Below are 18,037 nucleotides of genomic sequence, written 5' to 3' on the forward strand. Positions count from 1 at the left end.
TTCCCGTATCCCGGACCCCTTTCGCCAGGGTGTGGGCCCTCGTGATTGCCTGACGCGCATGAGCAACATCGTTGTGACCACCTGGTCCCTGGAGCAGACCGCTCCGACCGACCTCCTGCCGGCCGCCGCACCCGAGGGCGACGACGTCCGCGTCATGCGCGCCGAGGTGCCCTCGCCGGAGTTCAGCCGCTTCCTGTACGCGTCCGTCGGGGGCGACATCCTCTGGACCGACCGGCTGGGCTGGACGTACGCGCAGTGGCAGGACGTCGTGGGGCGGCCGGGCACGGAGACCTGGGTGGCGTACGAGAAGGGGACGCCGGCCGGGTACGTCGAGCTGGAGGCGCAGGACGACGGTGTCGTCGAGATCGTCTACTTCGGCCTCATCCCCGCTTTCCGGGGGCGCGGCATCGGCGGGCACCTTCTGTCGTACGGAGTGGCGCGCGCGTGGGACCTGGCCGAACGGTGGCCGGAGCGGACGCCGACGAAGCGGGTCTGGCTGCACACATGCAGCAAGGACGGTGAGCACGCGATGGCGAACTACGAGCGGCGCGGCTTCCGCCTCTTCGACACGAAGGTGGAGGAGGAGTCCGTGACGGCGACGCCGGGGCCGTGGCCCGGGGCGTACGCCGCGTAAGAGGAGAGACTCCGCAAGATCATGAGGGGCGCCCCGGGTGACCGTGGCGCCCCTTTCCCTTACTCTCCAGTGACACGCACCACACTTGCCCACGATGTGAGACATTCTCGTCCGCTATATGGACGGTGGTGGACTGAGTCTAAAGTCCCGTGCCACGCTTCCGTCATGTCTCGAGCTGGAATTGCCTTGGTGAGTCGGCGTCACGTCGACCTCGGCCGCATGTCCAGCGCCATGTGTCCGGCGCGCTGATCCACTCAGCACCGCCGCATCCCTTTTCGTACAGCCGCTCTGCGCACCGCCGCGCCCTTGCCGCGAAGTGTGCAGGTCAGCGCTGTCCCCTTAGTCGCTCGCCCGCTTGAAGGACGTACACCCATGGCTGCCACCCCCGAAAAGCCCACGACCGCCGCGCCGCGCCGCAAGGTGAGCCGTCACCGCGGCGAGGGCCAGTGGGCCGCGGGTCACTTCACGCCGCTCAACGGCAACGAGCAGTTCAAGAAGGACGACGACGGTCTCAATGTGCGGACACGCATTGAGACGATCTACTCGAAGCGCGGTTTCGACTCCATCGACCCCAACGACCTGCGCGGCCGTATGCGCTGGTGGGGGCTCTACACCCAGCGCCGGCAGGGCATCGACGGCGGCAAGACCGCGATCCTGGAGCCGGAGGAGCTGGACGACGAGTACTTCATGCTCCGCGTCCGCGTCGACGGCGGCCGGCTGACCACCGAGCAGCTGCGGGTCATCGGCGAGATCTCGGAGGAGTTCGCGCGCGGGACCGCCGACATCACCGACCGGCAGAACATCCAGTACCACTGGATCCGTATCGAGGACGTGCCCGAGATCTGGCGGCGCCTCGAGGCGGTCGGCCTGTCCACGACCGAGGCCTGCGGTGACACGCCCCGTGTGATCCTCGGCTCCCCCGTCGCCGGTGTCGCCGCCGACGAGATCATCGACGGCACGCCCGCCATCGACGAGATCCACCGCCGCTTCATCGGCAACCCCGAGTTCTCGAACCTGCCCCGCAAGTTCAAGACCGCGATCTCAGGATCGCCCCAGCTCGACGTGGCGCACGAGATCAACGACATCGCCTTCGTCGGTGTGAACCACCCGGAGCACGGCCCCGGCTTCGACCTCTGGGTCGGCGGCGGCCTGTCCACCAACCCCAAGCTGGGCCAGCGCCTCGGCGCCTGGGTGCCGCTCGACGAGGTCCCGGACGTGTGGGGCGGCGTCATCGGCATCTTCCGTGACTACGGCTACCGCCGCCTGCGCACCCGTGCCCGCCTGAAGTTCCTGCTCGCCGACTGGGGCACCGAGAAGTTCCGCCAGGTCCTGGAGGACGAGTACCTCCAGCGCAAGCTGGTCGACGGCCCCGCGCCCGAGCAGCCCGCCGGCACCTGGCGCGACCACCTCGGCGTGCACCGCCAGAAGGACGGCCGCTTCTACGTGGGCTTCGCGCCGCGCGTCGGCCGCGTGGACGGTGCGACCCTCACCAAGATCGCCGAGGTCGCGGGCGCCCACGGTTCGGACCGTCTGCGCACGACGGCCGAGCAGAAGATGATCGTGCTCGATGTGGCCGAGGACCAGGTCGAGTCGCTGGTGGCGGGGCTCGAGGCGCTCGACCTGAAGGTCAACGCCTCGCCCTTCCGCCGGGGCACGATGGCCTGCACCGGCATCGAGTTCTGCAAGCTCGCCATCGTCGAGACCAAGGCGCGCGGCGCCTCGCTGATCGACGAACTGGAGCGCCGCGTCCCGGACTTCGACGAGCCGCTCACCATCAACATCAACGGCTGCCCGAACGCCTGCGCCCGTATCCAGGTGGCGGACATCGGTCTCAAGGGGCAGCTGGTCCTGGACGAGAACGGCAACCAGGTCGAGGGCTACCAGGTCCACCTGGGCGGCGCGCTCGGCCTCGACGCCGGGTTCGGCCGCAAGGTCCGTGGCCTGAAGGTGACCGCGGCCGAGCTGCCCGACTACGTCGAGCGGGTCCTCAAGCGCTTCCAGGCGGAGCGCGAGGAGGGCGAGCGCTTCGCCACGTGGACGACGCGCGCGTCCGAGGAGTCGCTGTCGTGAGCGAGCGGGCGGCCCCTTTCTACTGCCCGTACTGCGGTGACGAGGACCTGCGTCCGAGCGAGCAGGGTCACGGCGCGTGGGAGTGCGGGGCGTGCAACCGGGCCTTCCAGCTGAAGTTCCTGGGGCTCCTGTCCCGGGGTGTGCAGGTCAACGACGGTGGAGGGGAAGAGATATGACCGTCACTCAGGCAGCCGGCCTGACCGAGCTCGAACTGCGTGAGCTCGCCGAGCAGGCCGGGCGCGACCTGGAGGACGCGTCCGCCCTGGAGATCCTCACCTGGGCGGTCGACACCTTCGGCGAGCGGTTCTGCGTCACCTCCTCCATGGAGGACGCGGTCGTCGCGCACCTCGCGTCGCGCGCCCGCCCCGGTGTGGACGTCGTCTTCCTCGACACGGGCTACCACTTCCCCGAGACCATCGGCACCCGCGACGCCGTCGAGGCCGTCATGGACGTGAACGTCATCACGCTCACGCCCCGGCAGACCGTCGCCGAGCAGGACGCCGAGTTCGGCCCCAAGCTGCACGACCGCGACCCCGACCTGTGCTGCGCGATGCGGAAGGTCAAGCCCCTCGAAGAGGGCCTGGGTTCGTACACCGCGTGGGCCACGGGACTGCGCCGCGACGAGTCCCCGACCCGGGCGAACACCCCGGTCGTCGGCTGGGACGAGAAGCGCCGCAAGGTCAAGGTCTCGCCGATCGCCCGCTGGACGCAGGACGACGTCGACAAGTACGTCGCCGAGCACGGCGTGCTGACCAACCCCCTGCTCATGGACGGCTACGGCTCCGTGGGCTGCGCCCCCTGCACCCGGCGTCTCGCCGAGGGCGAGGACGCGCGGGCGGGCCGCTGGGCCGGACGTAACAAGACCGAGTGCGGGCTCCACGGCTGATGACCGGGACCACAGAGACTTTGGAGAAGCAAGTGACCGGAGCCACCGTCTGGCTCACGGGTCTGCCGAGCGCCGGCAAGACCACGATCGCCAACGAACTGGCCGGCCGGCTGCGTGCCGAGGGCCGCAAGGTCGAGGTGCTCGACGGCGACGAGATCCGCGAGTTCCTGTCGGCAGGCCTCGGCTTCAGCCGCCAGGACCGCGACACGAACGTGCAGCGCATCGGCTTCCTCGCCGAACTGCTCGCCCGTAACGGCGTGCTGGCGCTCGTCCCGGTGATCGCGCCGTTCGCGGACAGCCGCGAGGCCGTACGCAAGCGTCACCAGGCCGGCGGCACCGGATACCTGGAGGTGCACGTCGCCACCCCCGTCGAGGTGTGCTCCGTGCGCGACGTGAAGGGCCTGTACGCGAAGCAGGCCGCGGGCGAGATCTCCGGGCTGACCGGGGTCGACGACCCGTACGAGGCGCCGGAAGCGCCCGACCTGCGCATCGAGTCGCACACCCAGACCGTGCAGGAGTCCGCGGCCGCGCTCCACGCGCTGCTCACCGAAAGGGGTCTCTCATGACGACCGTCGCACCCATCACGGGCGGGGAGACCGACAGCCCGTACGCCCTCTCTCACCTGGACGCCCTCGAGTCCGAGGCCGTGCACATCTTCCGCGAGGTCGCGGGCGAGTTCGAGCGGCCGGTGATCCTCTTCTCCGGCGGCAAGGACTCCATCGTGATGCTGCACCTGGCGCTGAAGGCGTTCGCGCCCGCGCCGGTGCCGTTCACGCTGCTGCACGTGGACACGGGCCACAACTTCCCCGAGGTCATCGAGTACCGCGACCGCGTCGTCGCCGAGCACGGTCTGCGCCTCCACGTCGCATCCGTGCAGGAGTACATCGACCGCGGCGCCCTCAAGGAGCGCCCGGACGGGACCCGTAACCCGCTGCAGACGGTGCCGCTCACGGAGAAGATCCAGAGCGAGAAGTTCGACGCCGTGTTCGGCGGCGGGCGCCGTGACGAGGAGAAGGCCCGCGCCAAGGAGCGCGTGTTCTCCCTGCGTGACGAGTTCTCGCAGTGGGACCCGCGCCGCCAGCGCCCCGAGCTGTGGCAGCTCTACAACGGCCGCCACGCGCCGGGCGAGCACGTCCGCGTCTTCCCGCTGTCCAACTGGACCGAGCTGGACGTGTGGCAGTACATCGCCCGCGAGGACATCGAACTGCCGCAGATCTACTTCGCGCACGAGCGGGACGTCTTCCAGCGCGCCGGCATGTGGCTGACCGCCGGTGAGTGGGGCGGCCCCAAGGAGGGCGAGAACGTCGAGCGGCGGCTCATCCGCTACCGCACCGTCGGCGACATGTCCTGCACCGGCGCCGTCGACTCCGACGCGACGACGCTGGACGCCGTGATCGCCGAGATCGCCGCCTCCCGGCTCACCGAGCGGGGCGCGACCCGCGCCGACGACAAGATGTCCGAGGCCGCGATGGAAGACCGCAAGCGCGAAGGGTACTTCTAGACATGACCAGCACCACCGAGCAGCTGGCCGGCCTGTCGGCCACCACCCTGCTGCGCTTCGCCACGGCCGGTTCCGTCGACGACGGCAAGTCCACCCTCGTGGGCCGGCTCCTGCACGACTCCAAGTCGGTCCTGACCGACCAGCTGGAGGCCGTCGAGCGGGTGTCCCTCGGCCGCGGCCAGGAGGCCCCCGACCTGGCGCTCCTCACGGACGGTCTGCGGGCCGAGCGTGAGCAGGGCATCACGATCGACGTGGCGTACCGCTACTTCGCGACCGCGCGCCGCCGGTTCATCCTGGCCGACACCCCGGGTCACGTGCAGTACACGCGGAACATGGTGACCGGCGCGTCCACCGCCGACCTCGCCGTCGTCCTCGTCGACGCCCGTAACGGCGTCATCGAGCAGACCCGCCGGCACGCCGCCGTCGCCGCGCTGCTGCGCGTCCCGCACGTCGTCCTCGCCGTCAACAAGATGGACCTCGTGAACTACGAGGAGTCCGTCTTCGCGAGGATCGCCGAGGAGTTCACGGCGTACGCGTCCGACCTGGGCGTCCCGGAGATCACCGCGATCCCGATCTCGGCGCTCGCCGGTGACAACGTCGTGGAGCCGTCCGCGAACATGGACTGGTACGGCGGCCCGACCGTTCTCGAGCACCTGGAGACGGTCCCGGTCAGCCACGACCTGACGAGCTGCCACGCGCGCCTGCCCGTCCAGGTCGTCATCCGCCCGCAGACCGCCGAGCACCCCGACTACCGCGGCTACGCGGGCCAGATCGCGGCCGGCACGTTCCGCGTCGGCGAGTCCGTCACGGTCCTGCCGTCCGGGCGTACGTCGAAGATCTCCGGCATCGACCTGCTCGGCCAGTCGGTCGACGTGGCGTGGACGCCGCAGTCGGTGACCCTCCTGTTGGAGGACGACATCGACGTGTCGCGCGGCGACCTGATCGTGCCGAGCGGTGACGCCCCGGCGACCTCGCAGGACATCGAGGCGACCGTGTGTCACGTGGCGGACCAGTCCCTCGCCGTCGGCCAGCGGGTGCTGCTCAAGCACACCACCCGCACGGTCAAGGCGATCGTCAAGGAGATCCCCTCGCGGCTCACCCTCGACGACCTCTCGGACCACCCGGAGCCGGGTCAGCTCGTCGCCAACGACATCGGCCGCGTCAAGATCCGTACCGCCGAGCCGATCGCGCTCGACGACTACGCCGACTCGCGCCGCACCGGTTCGTTCCTGCTGATCGACCCCTCGGACGGCACGACGCTCGCCGCCGGCATGGCGGGCGAGGCGTTCGGCGGCGGCAAGCCGCGGGCCACGCAGGCGGACGAGGCCGCGCAGGCCTCCGACGACGAAGGCTGGGACTTCTAGTCATGACACCCATCGACGTCTATGCGACGTTCGCGAAGGAGGGCGGCCGTGTCGGCAGCGGCGCCCTCGGCGCGGGCCAGGGCGGGGTCGGGCGATGTGCGTGCTGACGTACGCGCACTGCCTGCGCGCCCACTTGTTCGTACGCAAGCGAAAACCCGCCGACTTCCCGGCCACGGAATGAGTCCGTGACCGCCGGGCCAACGAGAGGACCACCTCCCGTGCCTGTCACTTCTTCCGCCTCCTGGCGCCGCGGCCTCGCCGCCGTCGCCGCGCTGCCGCTCCTCGCGCTCGCCGCGACGGCCTGCGGCTACGGCTCCGAGGCGAAGGACAACGCCTCCGGCCAGGCGAACACCGTCGCGAAGGGCAAGAAGCTCTCCGCCGACACAGTGAAGATCGGTTACTTCGGCAACCTCACGCACGGCACCGCCCTGGTGGGCAACCAGAAGGGCTTCTTCCAGAAGGAGCTCCAGGGCACGAAGGCCCAGTACGCGACGTTCAACGCGGGCCCGTCCGAGATCGAGGCACTGAACGCGGGCGCCATCGACATCGGCTGGATCGGCCCGTCCCCCGCGGTCAACGGCTTCACCAAGTCCCAGGGCAAGAGCCTGCGCATCATCGGCGGTTCGGCGTCCGGCGGTGTGAAGCTCGTCGTGAACCCTAAGAAGATCAAGTCCCTCGACGACGTCAAGGGCAAGAAGATCGCCACCCCGCAGCTCGGCAACACCCAGGACGTCGCGTTCCTCAACTGGATCGCCGAAAAGGGCTGGAAGGTCGACGCCAACAGCGGCAAGGGCGACGTCTCCGTGGTCCGTACGGACAACAAGATCACCCCGGACGCCTACAAGTCCGGCTCCATCGACGGCGCCTGGGCCCCCGAGCCGACCGCGTCCAAGCTGGTCGCCGAGGGCGCGAAAGTGCTGCTCGACGAGTCCGACCTGTGGCCCGGCAAGAAGTTCGTGATCACGAACATCATCGTGCGGCAGCAGTTCCTCAAGCAGCACCCGGACATCGTCGCGGCCGTGCTGCGCGGCTCGGTGAAGACGAACGCGTGGATCAACGCCCACCCGGACGAGGCGAAGGCGGCGGCCAACAAGCAGCTCGAGGCCGACACCGGCGCCGCGCTGCCCGCGAACATCCTCGACCCGGCCTGGAAGTCCATCCGGTTCATCGACGACCCGCTGGCCTCGACCCTCGACGCCGAGGCGGCCCACGCGGTGAAGGCCGGGCTCCTGGACAAGCCCGACCTCAAGGGCATCTACGACCTCGCGCCGCTCAACAAGGTCCTCAAGACCGAAGGCAAGAGCGCGGTCGACGACGCCGGCCTCGGCGTCAAGTAACCGCGTCGACCAGCCCGTAATCACTTGAGTTCCCAGGAGGTGACGACCATGGCAACCACCCTCGCCAAGGCCGCGGTGGACGGCGATCGGACCACTGGCCATGCCGCGCGGATCGAGCACGTCTCGAAGTCCTTCGCCACGCCCGCCGGGCAGCAGCTCGTCCTCGACGACATCACGCTCGACGTGGCTCCAGGCGAGTTCGTCACCCTCCTGGGAGCCTCGGGCTGCGGGAAGTCGACGCTGCTCAACCTGGTCGCCGGGCTCGACAAGCCCTCGTCCGGCGAGATCACCACGCAGGGCCGGCCGGCCCTGATGTTCCAGGAGCACGCCCTCTTCCCGTGGCTGACCGCGGGCAAGAACATCGAACTGGCCCTGAAGCTGCGGGGCGTCCCGAAGGCCGACCGCCGCACGCGGGCCGAGGAGCTCCTGGAGCTCGTCCGGCTCGGCGGCGCGCACGGCAAGCGGGTGCACGAGCTGTCCGGCGGTATGCGCCAGCGCGTGGCGATGGCCCGCGCGCTCGCGCAGGACAGTCAGCTTCTCCTGATGGACGAGCCGTTCGCCGCGCTCGACGCCATCACGCGCGACGTGCTGCACGACGAGCTGACGCGCATCTGGCGCGAGACGAACGTCTCCGTCCTGTTCGTCACCCACAACGTCCGTGAGGCGGTGCGGCTCGCGGAGCGGGTCGTGCTGCTGTCGTCGCGGCCGGGCCGCGTGGCGCACGAGTGGCGGGTCGGCATTCCGCAGCCGCGCCGCATCGAGGACACCGCCGTGGCGGAACTGTCCGTCGAGATCACCGAACAACTGCGTGGGGAGATCCGCCGTCATGGCCAGCACTGAGACGACGACCGCGAGCAAGGACACGGGCGCCGTCACGGACACGGAGTCCGGTCAGGACCTGGCGGGTCTGGAGGCGGGGCTCGACGCCCTGGAGACGGTGCAGACCACCCGTACGCCGCTGCGCCAGACGCTGGTGCGCAAGGTGCTTCCGCCGGTGACGGCGGTGCTCCTCGTCCTGGTGGTGTGGCAGGCGCTGATCTCGTTCAAGATCGTCACCGACCCGAGCAAGCTGCCCTCGCCGTCCGCGGTGTGGGACGAGGTGTCCAAGGCGTGGCTGGAGGGGACGCTCCTCGACTACATCTGGACGAGCGTGTCGCGCGGCCTGCTCGGCTTCCTGCTGGCCCTCGCGATCGGCACCCCGCTCGGTCTCGTCGTGGCCCGCGTCCGGTTCATCCGGTCGGCGATCGGCCCGATCCTGTCCGGCCTCCAGTCGCTGCCGTCGGTGGCCTGGGTCCCGCCGGCCGTGATCTGGCTGGGCCTCGACAACAAGATGATGTACGCCGTGATCCTGCTCGGCGCCGTCCCGTCGATCGCCAACGGCCTCGTGTCGGGCGTCGACCAGGTGCCGCCGCTGTTCCTGCGGGCCGGTCACACCCTGGGGGCGACGGGCCTGCGCCACACCTGGCACATCGTGCTCCCGGCCGCGCTGCCCGGTTATCTCGCGGGCCTGAAGCAGGGCTGGGCGTTCTCGTGGCGTTCGCTGATGGCCGCCGAGATCATCGCGTCGTCGCCCGACCTGGGTGTCGGCCTCGGCCAGCTCCTGGAGAACGGCCGCAACGCGAGTTCCATGTCGATGGTGTTCCTCGCCATCTTCCTGATCCTTATCGTCGGCATCGCCATCGATCTGCTGATCTTCAGCCCGCTGGAGCGGCGCGTCCTGCGCGGCCGCGGCCTCCTCGTGAGGAGCTGAGCACCATGCGTCCGCACCCCGCCCGCCCCGTCCTGCTCGTCATCGCCCACGGCAGCCGCGATCCGCGCCATGCCGCGACGGTGCACGCGCTGGTCGAAGCGGTGCGGGCGCTGCGGCCGGGGCTGCGCGTCGAGACGGGGTTCCTGGACTTCAACGTGCCCTCGGTGCAGGGAGTCCTGGAATCCCTGGCGGCCGAGGGGGTGCGTGACGTCATCGCCCTCCCCCTCCTCCTTACGCGGGCGTTCCACGCGAAGGCCGACATCCCTGCGGTCCTGCGGCAGGCCCCGGCCCGGCTGCGCATCCGCCAGACCGAGGTGCTCGGCCCCTCACCACTGCTGACGGCGGCCCTCGAACGCCGTCTGTACGAGGCCGGGCTCACCCCGGCCGACAAGCCCACGACCGGGGTCGTCCTGGCCTCGGCGGGCTCCACCGACCCGGAGGCGATCGCAGTGATCGCTGAAATCGCGCGGGAGTGGCGGCACACCGGTTGGTGCGCCGTGCGGCCTGCGTTCGCCTCCGCATCTCTGCCCCGCCCCGAGGACGCCGTGGCGCAGCTGCGCGCGGAGGGCGTCCGCCGGATCGCGGTCGCCCCCTACGTCCTCGCGCCCGGCTTCCTCCCGGACCGCATCGCCCGGGGCGCGGCCGACGCGGACGTCCTCGCCGACGTCCTGGGCCCGGCCCCCGAGGTCGCCCGCCTCCTCGTCGAACGTTACGAGGCGGCGGCCGTACGGGACTTGGTAGCCCTCGGCGCCTAGCGCGGGTCGCGTCCGCTCAGGGCGAGGACCCGGTGGAACAGAGGCGCGTCCTCCGGCACCGGGACGGGCTCGGCGAAGCCCTTGTACTGGCGGTACTCCTCGGCGTTCGCCTCGATGACGCCGTACAGAAGTCGCGCCGTGTCGTCCGACACGTCGTAGTCCTGGCCGGTGGCGTGGGCCAGATCCCAGCCGTGCAGGGCCAGTTCCGCGATGAGGAGTTCCGCGATCGCGGGTGCGGGCGTCTGCGCGAAGCCGAGGTCGATCTCGCCTTCCCAGACCTGCGGGTCGGACCACGCGGCGACGGCCTTGTCGAGCTGGGTGGCGTACGTCCCGGCCCAGTCGCCGTCGGCGGTGAAGTCGCGGGCCGTGAGGTCGTCGGGGAGCGTCTTGCGCAGGGCGCGGTGTTCCAGGCCGTGCGAGGTGTAGAGGACCAGGTGGTTCACGAGGGTGCGTACGTCCCAGTCGCCGCATCCGCTCGGTTCGGGCAGCTGTGCCTCGGTCACGCCCCGGGCGACCCTGGCGGCCTCTGCGGCGCATTCCTTCATGGCGGTGTGCGTGTTTTCCATACGTGGAGCTTCGCGCGCCGGGGCCGCCGGCGGCTTGAAGAAACGCGACACCGGCGCGGGGCTCATTCCCGGCTGAACGGCGTCCCTTGGTGGAAGTAGAGGAGCCAGTCCTCGCCGTGCCGCCGCCACAGTGAACTGCGGTGCGCGCAGACGCCGTTGCGGTCGGTGTCGAAGGTGAGGTGGACGAGGTCGGGGCCGAGACGTACGCCCTTCATACGGGACACCGTCAGGGGGCGCGCGCCCGGTTCGGTCGACGTGGACAGGTCCGCGATGATCGAGGCGCGGTCCCAGCGGCGGCCCGAGACACCGAACTCAAAGAAGTCCGGGTGCAGCAGGGCGCCCGTCAGCTCCGGGGAGCGGCGTACCTCCGGGTCGAGGAGCCGCAGCTCGCCCTCGATGGCGGCGTCGACGGCGGGGTCGGGCTCAGGCACCGGTCATCTCCGCGAGCTTGACGACGGTGTTCCAGTTCCGGGACGTGGCGATCAGGCCCTTGTTGAGGCCCGGCCGGGACAGCTGGGCGGCGAGCTTGGAGCGGCCGAGGCCGTCGGGGGCGTAGAGGTACAGCTCGCGCGCGCCGAGCCTGAAGTCCTCGGGGGCGAACGCGGCCCGGTCGACGGAGGCGAACCGCTCGGGGTCGACCGGCGCGGAGAAGTACGTGACGTGCAGCTGCTTGCCTTCGAGGGTGTCCGCGGGGAACGGGCACGCGTCGACGACGGACTTCAGGTACGCGTGGTCGCGCACGATGACGTCCACGTCGAAGCCGAACTCCTTCTCGATCGCCGCGCTCATCTCGGCCGCGAGCGACTCCTCACCGCCGTGGTCACTGGTGAACGTCGCGTTCCCGCTCTGCAGATACGTCCGTACGTCGCCGCAGCCGAGCCCTTCGACGAGGGGACGAAGCCGCGCCATCGGGACCTTCTTGCTGCCGCCCACGTTGATCCCGCGGAGCAGTGCCGCGTACGCCTTTGTCGCCATGCGGGACACCTTAGGCGGCCGCCGTGCCCCGTGGGGGAGGGCGCGGCGGCCGCCGGAACGGGGTGCTACTCGACGATCTTCAGGAGCTTGTCAGGCGTGCCCTGGGTGGCGTTGGAGATCTTGTCGGGGGTCGCGCCGTCGGTCAGGGCCTTGGCGACCTCGGCCGGGGTCGCGTCCGGGTGGCCGCTCAGGTAGACGGCGGCGGCGCCCACGACGTGCGGGGTCGCCATCGACGTACCGGAGATGGTGTTGGTGGCGTCGTCGTTCGTGTTCCAGTCGGAGGTGATGGCCGAGCCGGGGGCGTAGATGTCCACTACGGGGCCGTAGTTGGAGAAGCTGGACTGCTGGTCGTCCTTGGTGGAGGAGGCGACGGTGATGGCCTCCTTGACGCGGGCCGGGGAGCCCTTGGAGGCGTCGGTGGACTCGTTGCCCGCGGCGACCGCGAAGGTGACGCCTGAGGCGATGGCCTTCCGGACGGCCGCGTCGAGGGCCTCGTCGGCGCCGCCGCCGAGGGACATGTTGGCGACGGACGGGCCCTGGTGGTTCTTGGTGACCCAGTCGATGCCGGCGACGACCTGCTCGGTGGTGCCGGAGCCCTGGTTGTTGAGGACGCGGACGGCGACGATCTTCGCCTTCTTGGCGACGCCGTGCGCCTGGCCGGCGATGGTCCCGGCGACGTGCGTGCCGTGGCCGTTGCCGTCGTCGGCGTTGTTGTCGTTGTCCACGGCGTCGTAGCCGGAGGAGGCCCGGCCGCCGAAGTCCTTGTGGCTGATGCGCACACCGGTGTCGATGACGTACGCGGTCACGCCCTCGCCCGCACTGTCGGGGTACGTGTACTTGGAGTCGCCCGCGGTGTCCGTCTGGTCGATGCGGTCCACGCCCCACGACGGCGGGTTGTCCTGTGTCGCGTTGATGTGGAACGTCTTGTTCTGGACGACCTTGGCGACGGCCGAGTCACCGGCCAGGCGCTTGGCCTCGGTCTCCGAAAGGCCGTTCACGGAGAAGCCGTTGACGGCGGACGAGTACGCGCGCTTGAGCTTGCCGCCGTACTCCTTGGCGAGGTTCTGCTTGGCGTCGGTGCCGGCCTTCTTGTCGAGCAGCACGATGTAGCTGCCGGACACGGCACCCTTGGCATCTAGTCCGTAGACCTTGCCCTCGGTGGGGGTCGCGGCGCCGGCCAGGGGGCCCGCGAAGAGGGTGACTCCGACCGCGGTGGCCGCGGTGGCTATCGCCGCGGTGAGCTTGACCGTGTTCCGGGCACGCTTGTGATCTGCCATGAAGAGGGTTCTCCTCGTGGATTCGTGGGGGGGGTTTTGTTTTGTGGGGGTGTGCGGGGGCGCCGATGGTTCTCACGCGTCCCCCGCGAATCCCCGGAAGATTTCCGGGGGTTGGCACAAAACCCTGTCCGATTGACGCGGGCAGATCAAGGCCTGCATACAGCTGTGACTTGTTCAACAGGCTCTCGTAATAACAATTCGGGCTTCGGCCGACACTTCGGACCTCTGGAATTCACACTCGCCGATGGACAGCAACAGCTTGTAGACGATGGGGAGTTCGAAAAATCCGTAGGCATACGGGAAAAACGACTCCTGAACTCCTGGTGGAGATCCACTACTTGGGCGGCCGGGTGCCGCCGCAGGATTTCCCGCGACGGCACCTCACTGGCCTGAACTTTCCGCAGACCCTGCTCGATTAGCGCTGGGCACAACCTTTGTAACTAAGTGCCCGCGCTCTCTTTATCGTCGGCGCGCAACCGCGGTGTCGACCGCCGCCTCCACCAGATCTGCGGCCCGCGTCGTACCGCCCTCCCCCGCCATGTCCTTCTGGATCTCCTGGAGGCGGCGCGCCGCCTCGGGGTCGCCGGCCAGGGTGAGTACGGCCTCCCGGAGCGTCTTGGGCGTGGCCTCGTCCATCGGTACGTGGCGGGCGACGCCGAGCGCCTGGAGCATGTCCGCGTTGCCGAACTGGTCGACGGCCTGCGGCACGGCGACCATCGGCGTCGCGGTGGCGAGACCTTCCTGACTGCCGCCCGCACCGGCGTGCGTGATGAACGCGTCGGCCTCCTTCAGGATCGCCAACTGCGGTACCCACCGGCTCACTTCGATGTTCGCGGGGACCTCACCGAGCTCCTTCTCGTCGATGAATTTGCCGATCTGAAGGACGACGTGCCAGCCCGGCAGATCGCCGAACGCCTCGACGCAGGCGCGGTAGAAGGCGGGCTGCTTGGTGAACGTCGAGCCGAGCGAGACGAGCAGCACGTTCTCGGCGTCGGCCGGCCGCTGCCAGCCTCCCTGCGCCGAGCGGTCGCCCTGGCAGGCGCCGACGAAGGTGTAGCGGCCCTCGTCGACCCGGTCGGCGTTCGGCTGGAGCGCCTTGGGGATGAGGACGAGGCAGCGGTCCGGGCGGCCCATGAAGTCCTCCACCGGCAGATCCATCCCGTTCGAACGGATCCAGCCCTCGAAGGTCTCGTAGAACGCCTTGCCGCGCGGGGTCTGCTTCAGCGGCTCGAACATCGGCTTGCCGACCTCTTCGTCGTAGCCCTCCCAGGCCACGAGGTTCGGCGAGAACTGGATGATCGGGACGTTCCAGCGGTGGGCGAGGACGCGGGCCGGGTACGCGGTGATGTCGTAGAGGACGAGGTCGGGCTCGTCCCCCTCGTAGAGGTCGATGAGCTGGGGCAGCGCCTGGATCGCGTCCGTGAGGAAGGGTTCGATGTTGTCGATCAGCTCCGTGCCCCACGCGTCCGGGTCGTCGTCGGTGGGGAGCGTCGAGTGCCAGACCTTGGGTTCGGCCCCGGCCTCGGCGACCTTGTCCGCGAACTGCGGCGGGATCGCGTACGTGACGCGGTGCCCGCGGGCGACGAGCTCCCGGATCACCTCGATGCTCGGGTTCACGTGCCCGTGGGCGGCGATGGAGAACATGGCGATATGGGTGTTCCGGGAAGCGGTCATGAAGAAACCGTAGGCGAGACGATACGTCTCGTGCAATGACATTAATGCCGGGCGGCCTCCGTCCGCAGTACCCGCCGACCAGGGCGGAGACGGCTCCCGGGCGGGTGCGAGACTTGGCCGGTACGCCGTGATCGTGGGAGGCAGATGATGGACGAGGCGCAGGCACGGAAGGTGCTCGGCGCGGCGGGGCTCCCCGAGGGGACGCTCGGCGACGCGCGGGAGGCCGAGCTGCTGGCGCTCGGCGAGAACGCCGTGTTCGCGCTCGGCGACCTGGTGGTCAAGGTGGGCCGCGCCCCCGAACTCCTGGAGCGGGCCCGCCATGAACTGTCCGTCGCAGGCTGGCTCGCCGCGCACGACGTGCCGGCCGTCCGGGCCGCCGAGCCGGAGCCGCTGCTCGTGGACGGCCACCCGGTGACCGTGTGGCACCGGGTCCCCGCCGCGCTGCGGCCCGCCGAACCGCGCGACCTCGCCGAACTGCTTCGCCTCGTGCACGCGCTGCCCGCCCCGCCCTTCGCGCTGCCGCGCCGTGAACTGCTCGGCGGCGTGGAGCGGTGGCTGCGGCTCGCGGGCGACGCGATCGACCCGGCCGACGCGGCCTATCTGCGCGAGCGGCGCGACGGATTCGCGGACGCGGCCGCCGCGCTCGTCCCGCACCTGACACCCGGCCCGATCCACGGCGACGCGCTCCCGCGCAACGTGCACATCGGGCCCGGCGGTCCGGTCCTCGTCGACCTGGAGACGTTCTCCTCGGACCTGCGCGAGCACGACCTGGTCGTCATGGCGCTCTCCCGCGACCGGTACGGACTCGACCCCCAGGCCTACGACGCGTTCACGCAGACCTACGGCTGGGACGTGCGCGAGTGGGACGGGTGCGCGGTGCTGCGCGGCGCACGCGAGACGGCGAGCTGTGCGTGGGTCGCCCAGCACGCGCCGACCAACCCCAAGGCCCTGGCGGAGTTCGAACGCAGGGTGGCGTCACTGCGGGACGGGGATCCGACGGTGCGCTGGTACCCGTTCTGACGGAGCGGTTTCAGGGGGCGGGACCAGTTGCCGGTTCGGGTCCACTGCCGGTGCGGGACCAGAGCCAGCGCCAGGTCACCGATCAGACGTCCGCCAACTCCCGTATCGGCCAAGCCGACTCGACGACCGCCCCCTCGTCCCCCTTGCGTCTCAGGAACGCCTGGAAGTCCGCCGCCCACTCCGCGTACCACTCGATCTGCCGGTCGTGGAGCTTGGCCGGGCCGAGGGAGGCGACCTTGGGGTGGCGGGCGGCTATCGCCACGGCGAGTTGGGCGGCGGCCAGCGCGTCCGCCGACGCGTCGTGCGCGGCATCCAGCCGCACGCCGTACTCCGCGCACACCGCTTCGAGGTTCCGCTTGCCCTTGCGGTAGCGGTCCACGGAGCGGTCGATCGTGTACGGGTCGATGACCGGCATCGGCTCCACGCCGCCGAGCCGGTCCCGCAGTGAGGGCAGGCCGTGGCGGCGCAGCTCGGCGGTGAGCAGGGTCAGGTCGAACGCGGCGTTGTACGCGACGACCGGTACGCCCGTGCTCCAGTACCCGACGAGCGCGTCGGCCAGTGCGTCCGCGACGCGGTCGGCGGGCTCGCCGTCGGCCGCGGCTCTCTCGTTGCTGATCCCGTGGACGGCGACCGCGTCGGCGGGGATCGGGACCCCCGGGTCCGCGAGCCACTGCCGGTGCCCGAGCGGCCTCGCGTCCTTGACCTCTATCACCGCGCCCGTGACGATGCGCGCCTCACGCGGATCCGTCCCCGTGGTCTCCAGGTCGAAGCCGACCAGCAGCTCCCGGTGCCATCCCATCGCGGCCCCCTTCTTCGTGGTGCTTCCCCGTGTCTCCCCCCGGTGGCTCACCACGATCGCACGGGCCACTGACAACGGGCCGTGCGCGTTCCGCTTTCCGCCGTGCGCGGGGCTCAGGACACCGGCCGGGCGTCCGCCCACGCCATCTCGAACTCTTCGCGATACGTCGGGAAAAGTCCGGCTTCCTCCTCGGCGCGCGCGGAGTGCGCCTTCACCACGCGACCAGGTCCCCGAAGCACCAGTACAGGCGCTTCCATCCCCCGGCCCCGCCGCAGGTACGACTGGACGACCCCGACGCCGTCCGCCCCGTCACCGTCGACGAGATACGCGGTGAACCGTGGCGTCTCGTCGTAGACCTGGATCTCGAAGGCGCCCGGGTCGCGCAGCCGGGCCCGTACGCGCCGCATGTGGAGGATGTTCATCTCGACGGAGCGGCTCAGCTCGCCCCGCTTGAGGCCCAGCTCGCGCTCCCGGCGCTTGACCGCGCTCGACGCGGGGTTGAGGAACAACAGCCGCACCCGGCAGCCCGACTCGGCGAGGCGTACGAGGCGGCGGCCGGAGAAGTTCTGGACCAGCATGTTCAGGCCTATGCCGATGGCGTCGAGGCGCCGCGCGCCGCCGAAGATGTCCTCGGCGGGGAACTGCCGCAGCAGCCGTACGCGGTCCGAATGGACGCCCACGACGTCGGAGTACCGGTCGCCGACCAGCTCCTCGACGGCGTCGACGGGGAGGCGGCGGGCGGATGGCACGTCCGAGCCGACGCCGAGCATCTCCAGGAGCCGGGCGGAGGCGCGCTCGGCCTGGCCGAGGACGGCCTCGGACAGGGCGCGGTTGCGGGAGACGACGTTCCGGGTGACCTCCAGCTCGTCGAGGGCGAGCTCGACGTCGCGGCGGTCGTCGAAGTACGGCTCGAAGCAGGGCCAGTGCTGGACCATCAGCTCGCGCAGCTGCGGGAGGGTGAGGAAGCTGAGGACGTTGTCGTCGGCCGGGTCGAGCAGATAGCCCTTGCGGCGGCTCACCTCGCGGACGGCGACTGCGCGTTGGACCCACTCCTGACCTGCGGGTCCGGCCGCCGCCACGACCCAGTCGTCGCCGTGAACGGGTTCGTAGACGGGGCGCAGCACGGCGGCGACGACGGCCCGCAGGCGCTGCTCCACGAGATTCAGCCAGATGTAGGCGCGGCCGGCGCGCTGCGCGCGCGTGCGGACCTCGCCCCAGGCCTCGGTGCCCCAGGCGAACTCCGACTCCGGACCTATCTGGGACCCCATGTCCATGGGCCGCGCGAGGGACACCGCTCCGGGCGGGACGTCAGCCGACGCCCCCTCGTGACCCGCGTCACCAGGGGGCAGTTCCAGCCCACCCGAGCTCACCCGCACACCGCCTTCCGCTCCCCCGAGCACTCCCCCAGCAACGATCAAGGAAGGGTACT

20 protein-coding genes are annotated in these 18,037 nt (G+C 70.4%); 13 read left to right on the plus strand and 7 right to left on the minus strand.

Annotated elements, in window-relative coordinates:
- The first annotated feature begins 58 nt into the window (after positions 1 to 58).
- The 12 genes from ABZ893_RS04915 to ABZ893_RS04970 all read left to right on the plus strand — a co-directional run bounded on the left by ABZ893_RS04915 (position 59) and on the right by ABZ893_RS04970 (position 10,297).
- Entirely contained in the window at positions 59 to 634 is a 576-nt protein-coding gene (locus ABZ893_RS04915) for a GNAT family N-acetyltransferase (RefSeq protein ID WP_361396839.1), read from the plus strand.
- A 165-nt stretch (positions 635 to 799) separates the two neighbouring features.
- Positions 800 to 883 carry a putative leader peptide gene (locus tag ABZ893_RS04920; protein WP_315877410.1) on the plus strand — a complete coding sequence of 28 codons (84 nt, stop codon included), beginning with the start codon at positions 800 to 802 and terminating at the stop codon, positions 881 to 883.
- A gap of 123 nt (positions 884 to 1,006) precedes the next feature.
- Positions 1,007 to 2,704 (plus strand): nitrite/sulfite reductase, encoded by a 1,698-nt coding sequence (locus tag ABZ893_RS04925; RefSeq protein WP_361396842.1) that lies wholly within the window; start codon positions 1,007 to 1,009, stop codon positions 2,702 to 2,704.
- Complete coding sequence (locus ABZ893_RS04930) at positions 2,701 to 2,880, plus strand: hypothetical protein (protein ID WP_361396845.1); 180 nt, start codon at positions 2,701 to 2,703, stop codon at positions 2,878 to 2,880. Before ABZ893_RS04925 ends, ABZ893_RS04930 begins: the two co-directional genes overlap by 4 nt.
- A complete protein-coding gene (locus tag ABZ893_RS04935; RefSeq protein ID WP_361396848.1) occupies positions 2,877 to 3,590 on the plus strand; it encodes a phosphoadenylyl-sulfate reductase in 714 nt (237 codons plus the stop codon). The genes ABZ893_RS04930 and ABZ893_RS04935 overlap by 4 nt, the downstream gene beginning before the upstream one ends.
- Positions 3,590 to 4,156 (plus strand): adenylyl-sulfate kinase, encoded by a 567-nt coding sequence (gene cysC / locus ABZ893_RS04940; RefSeq protein ID WP_361396851.1) that lies wholly within the window; start codon positions 3,590 to 3,592, stop codon positions 4,154 to 4,156. Before ABZ893_RS04935 ends, cysC begins: the two co-directional genes overlap by 1 nt.
- Positions 4,153 to 5,091, plus strand: a complete 939-nt coding sequence (gene cysD / locus ABZ893_RS04945) for a sulfate adenylyltransferase subunit CysD (RefSeq protein ID WP_361396854.1) — start codon at positions 4,153 to 4,155, stop codon at positions 5,089 to 5,091. The genes cysC and cysD overlap by 4 nt, the downstream gene beginning before the upstream one ends.
- 2 nt (positions 5,092 to 5,093) lie before the next feature.
- The gene (locus ABZ893_RS04950) at positions 5,094 to 6,455 is read left to right on the plus strand and encodes a GTP-binding protein (protein WP_361396856.1); all 1,362 of its coding nucleotides are present in this window, start codon (positions 5,094 to 5,096) and stop codon (positions 6,453 to 6,455) included.
- Positions 6,456 to 6,673: 218 nt separating this feature from the next.
- Complete coding sequence (locus tag ABZ893_RS04955) at positions 6,674 to 7,792, plus strand: aliphatic sulfonate ABC transporter substrate-binding protein (RefSeq protein ID WP_361396859.1); 1,119 nt, start codon at positions 6,674 to 6,676, stop codon at positions 7,790 to 7,792.
- Between the two features lie 48 nt (positions 7,793 to 7,840).
- A complete protein-coding gene (locus ABZ893_RS04960; protein WP_361396862.1) occupies positions 7,841 to 8,632 on the plus strand; it encodes an ABC transporter ATP-binding protein in 792 nt (263 codons plus the stop codon).
- The gene (locus tag ABZ893_RS04965; protein ID WP_361396865.1) at positions 8,619 to 9,542 is read left to right on the plus strand and encodes an ABC transporter permease; all 924 of its coding nucleotides are present in this window, start codon (positions 8,619 to 8,621) and stop codon (positions 9,540 to 9,542) included. Before ABZ893_RS04960 ends, ABZ893_RS04965 begins: the two co-directional genes overlap by 14 nt.
- A gap of 5 nt (positions 9,543 to 9,547) precedes the next feature.
- Entirely contained in the window at positions 9,548 to 10,297 is a 750-nt protein-coding gene (locus ABZ893_RS04970) for a sirohydrochlorin chelatase (RefSeq protein WP_361396868.1), read from the plus strand.
- On the opposite strand, the gene ABZ893_RS04975 is transcribed toward ABZ893_RS04970, so the two are convergent.
- The 5 genes from ABZ893_RS04975 to mgt form a co-directional block, all read right to left on the minus strand.
- Complete coding sequence (locus ABZ893_RS04975) at positions 10,294 to 10,863, minus strand: TIGR03086 family metal-binding protein (RefSeq protein ID WP_361396870.1); 570 nt, start codon at positions 10,861 to 10,863, stop codon at positions 10,294 to 10,296. The genes ABZ893_RS04970 and ABZ893_RS04975 overlap by 4 nt on opposite strands.
- Positions 10,864 to 10,925: 62 nt before the next feature.
- Positions 10,926 to 11,294, minus strand: a complete 369-nt coding sequence (locus ABZ893_RS04980) for a nuclear transport factor 2 family protein (RefSeq protein ID WP_361396873.1) — start codon at positions 11,292 to 11,294, stop codon at positions 10,926 to 10,928.
- Positions 11,287 to 11,838, minus strand: coding sequence for a DUF1697 domain-containing protein (locus ABZ893_RS04985; RefSeq protein WP_361396876.1), 552 nt, complete (start codon positions 11,836 to 11,838; stop codon positions 11,287 to 11,289). The genes ABZ893_RS04980 and ABZ893_RS04985 overlap by 8 nt, the downstream gene beginning before the upstream one ends.
- A gap of 65 nt (positions 11,839 to 11,903) precedes the next feature.
- Positions 11,904 to 13,115, minus strand: a complete 1,212-nt coding sequence (locus ABZ893_RS04990) for a S8 family serine peptidase (RefSeq protein ID WP_361396879.1) — start codon at positions 13,113 to 13,115, stop codon at positions 11,904 to 11,906.
- 459 nt (positions 13,116 to 13,574) lie between these two features.
- The gene (gene mgt, locus ABZ893_RS04995) at positions 13,575 to 14,831 is read right to left on the minus strand and encodes a macrolide-inactivating glycosyltransferase (protein WP_361396882.1); all 1,257 of its coding nucleotides are present in this window, start codon (positions 14,829 to 14,831) and stop codon (positions 13,575 to 13,577) included.
- Positions 14,832 to 14,936: 105 nt separating this feature from the next.
- On the opposite strand from mgt, the gene ABZ893_RS05000 reads away from it, so the two are divergent.
- On the plus strand, positions 14,937 to 15,809 hold the full coding sequence (locus tag ABZ893_RS05000; RefSeq protein WP_361397701.1) for an aminoglycoside phosphotransferase family protein: 873 nt from the start codon (positions 14,937 to 14,939) through the stop codon (positions 15,807 to 15,809).
- 82 nt (positions 15,810 to 15,891) lie between these two features.
- On the opposite strand, the gene ABZ893_RS05005 is transcribed toward ABZ893_RS05000, so the two are convergent.
- Positions 15,892 to 16,608, minus strand: a complete 717-nt coding sequence (locus ABZ893_RS05005; RefSeq protein WP_361396885.1) for a 3'-5' exonuclease — start codon at positions 16,606 to 16,608, stop codon at positions 15,892 to 15,894.
- 113 nt (positions 16,609 to 16,721) lie between these two features.
- A complete protein-coding gene (locus ABZ893_RS05010; protein ID WP_361396887.1) occupies positions 16,722 to 17,978 on the minus strand; it encodes an SAV2148 family HEPN domain-containing protein in 1,257 nt (418 codons plus the stop codon).
- Positions 17,979 to 18,037 lie beyond the last annotated feature (59 nt).

This window comes from Streptomyces sp. NPDC046821, assembly GCF_040645335.1.
Taxonomy (GTDB): Bacteria; Actinomycetota; Actinomycetes; order Streptomycetales; family Streptomycetaceae; genus Streptomyces.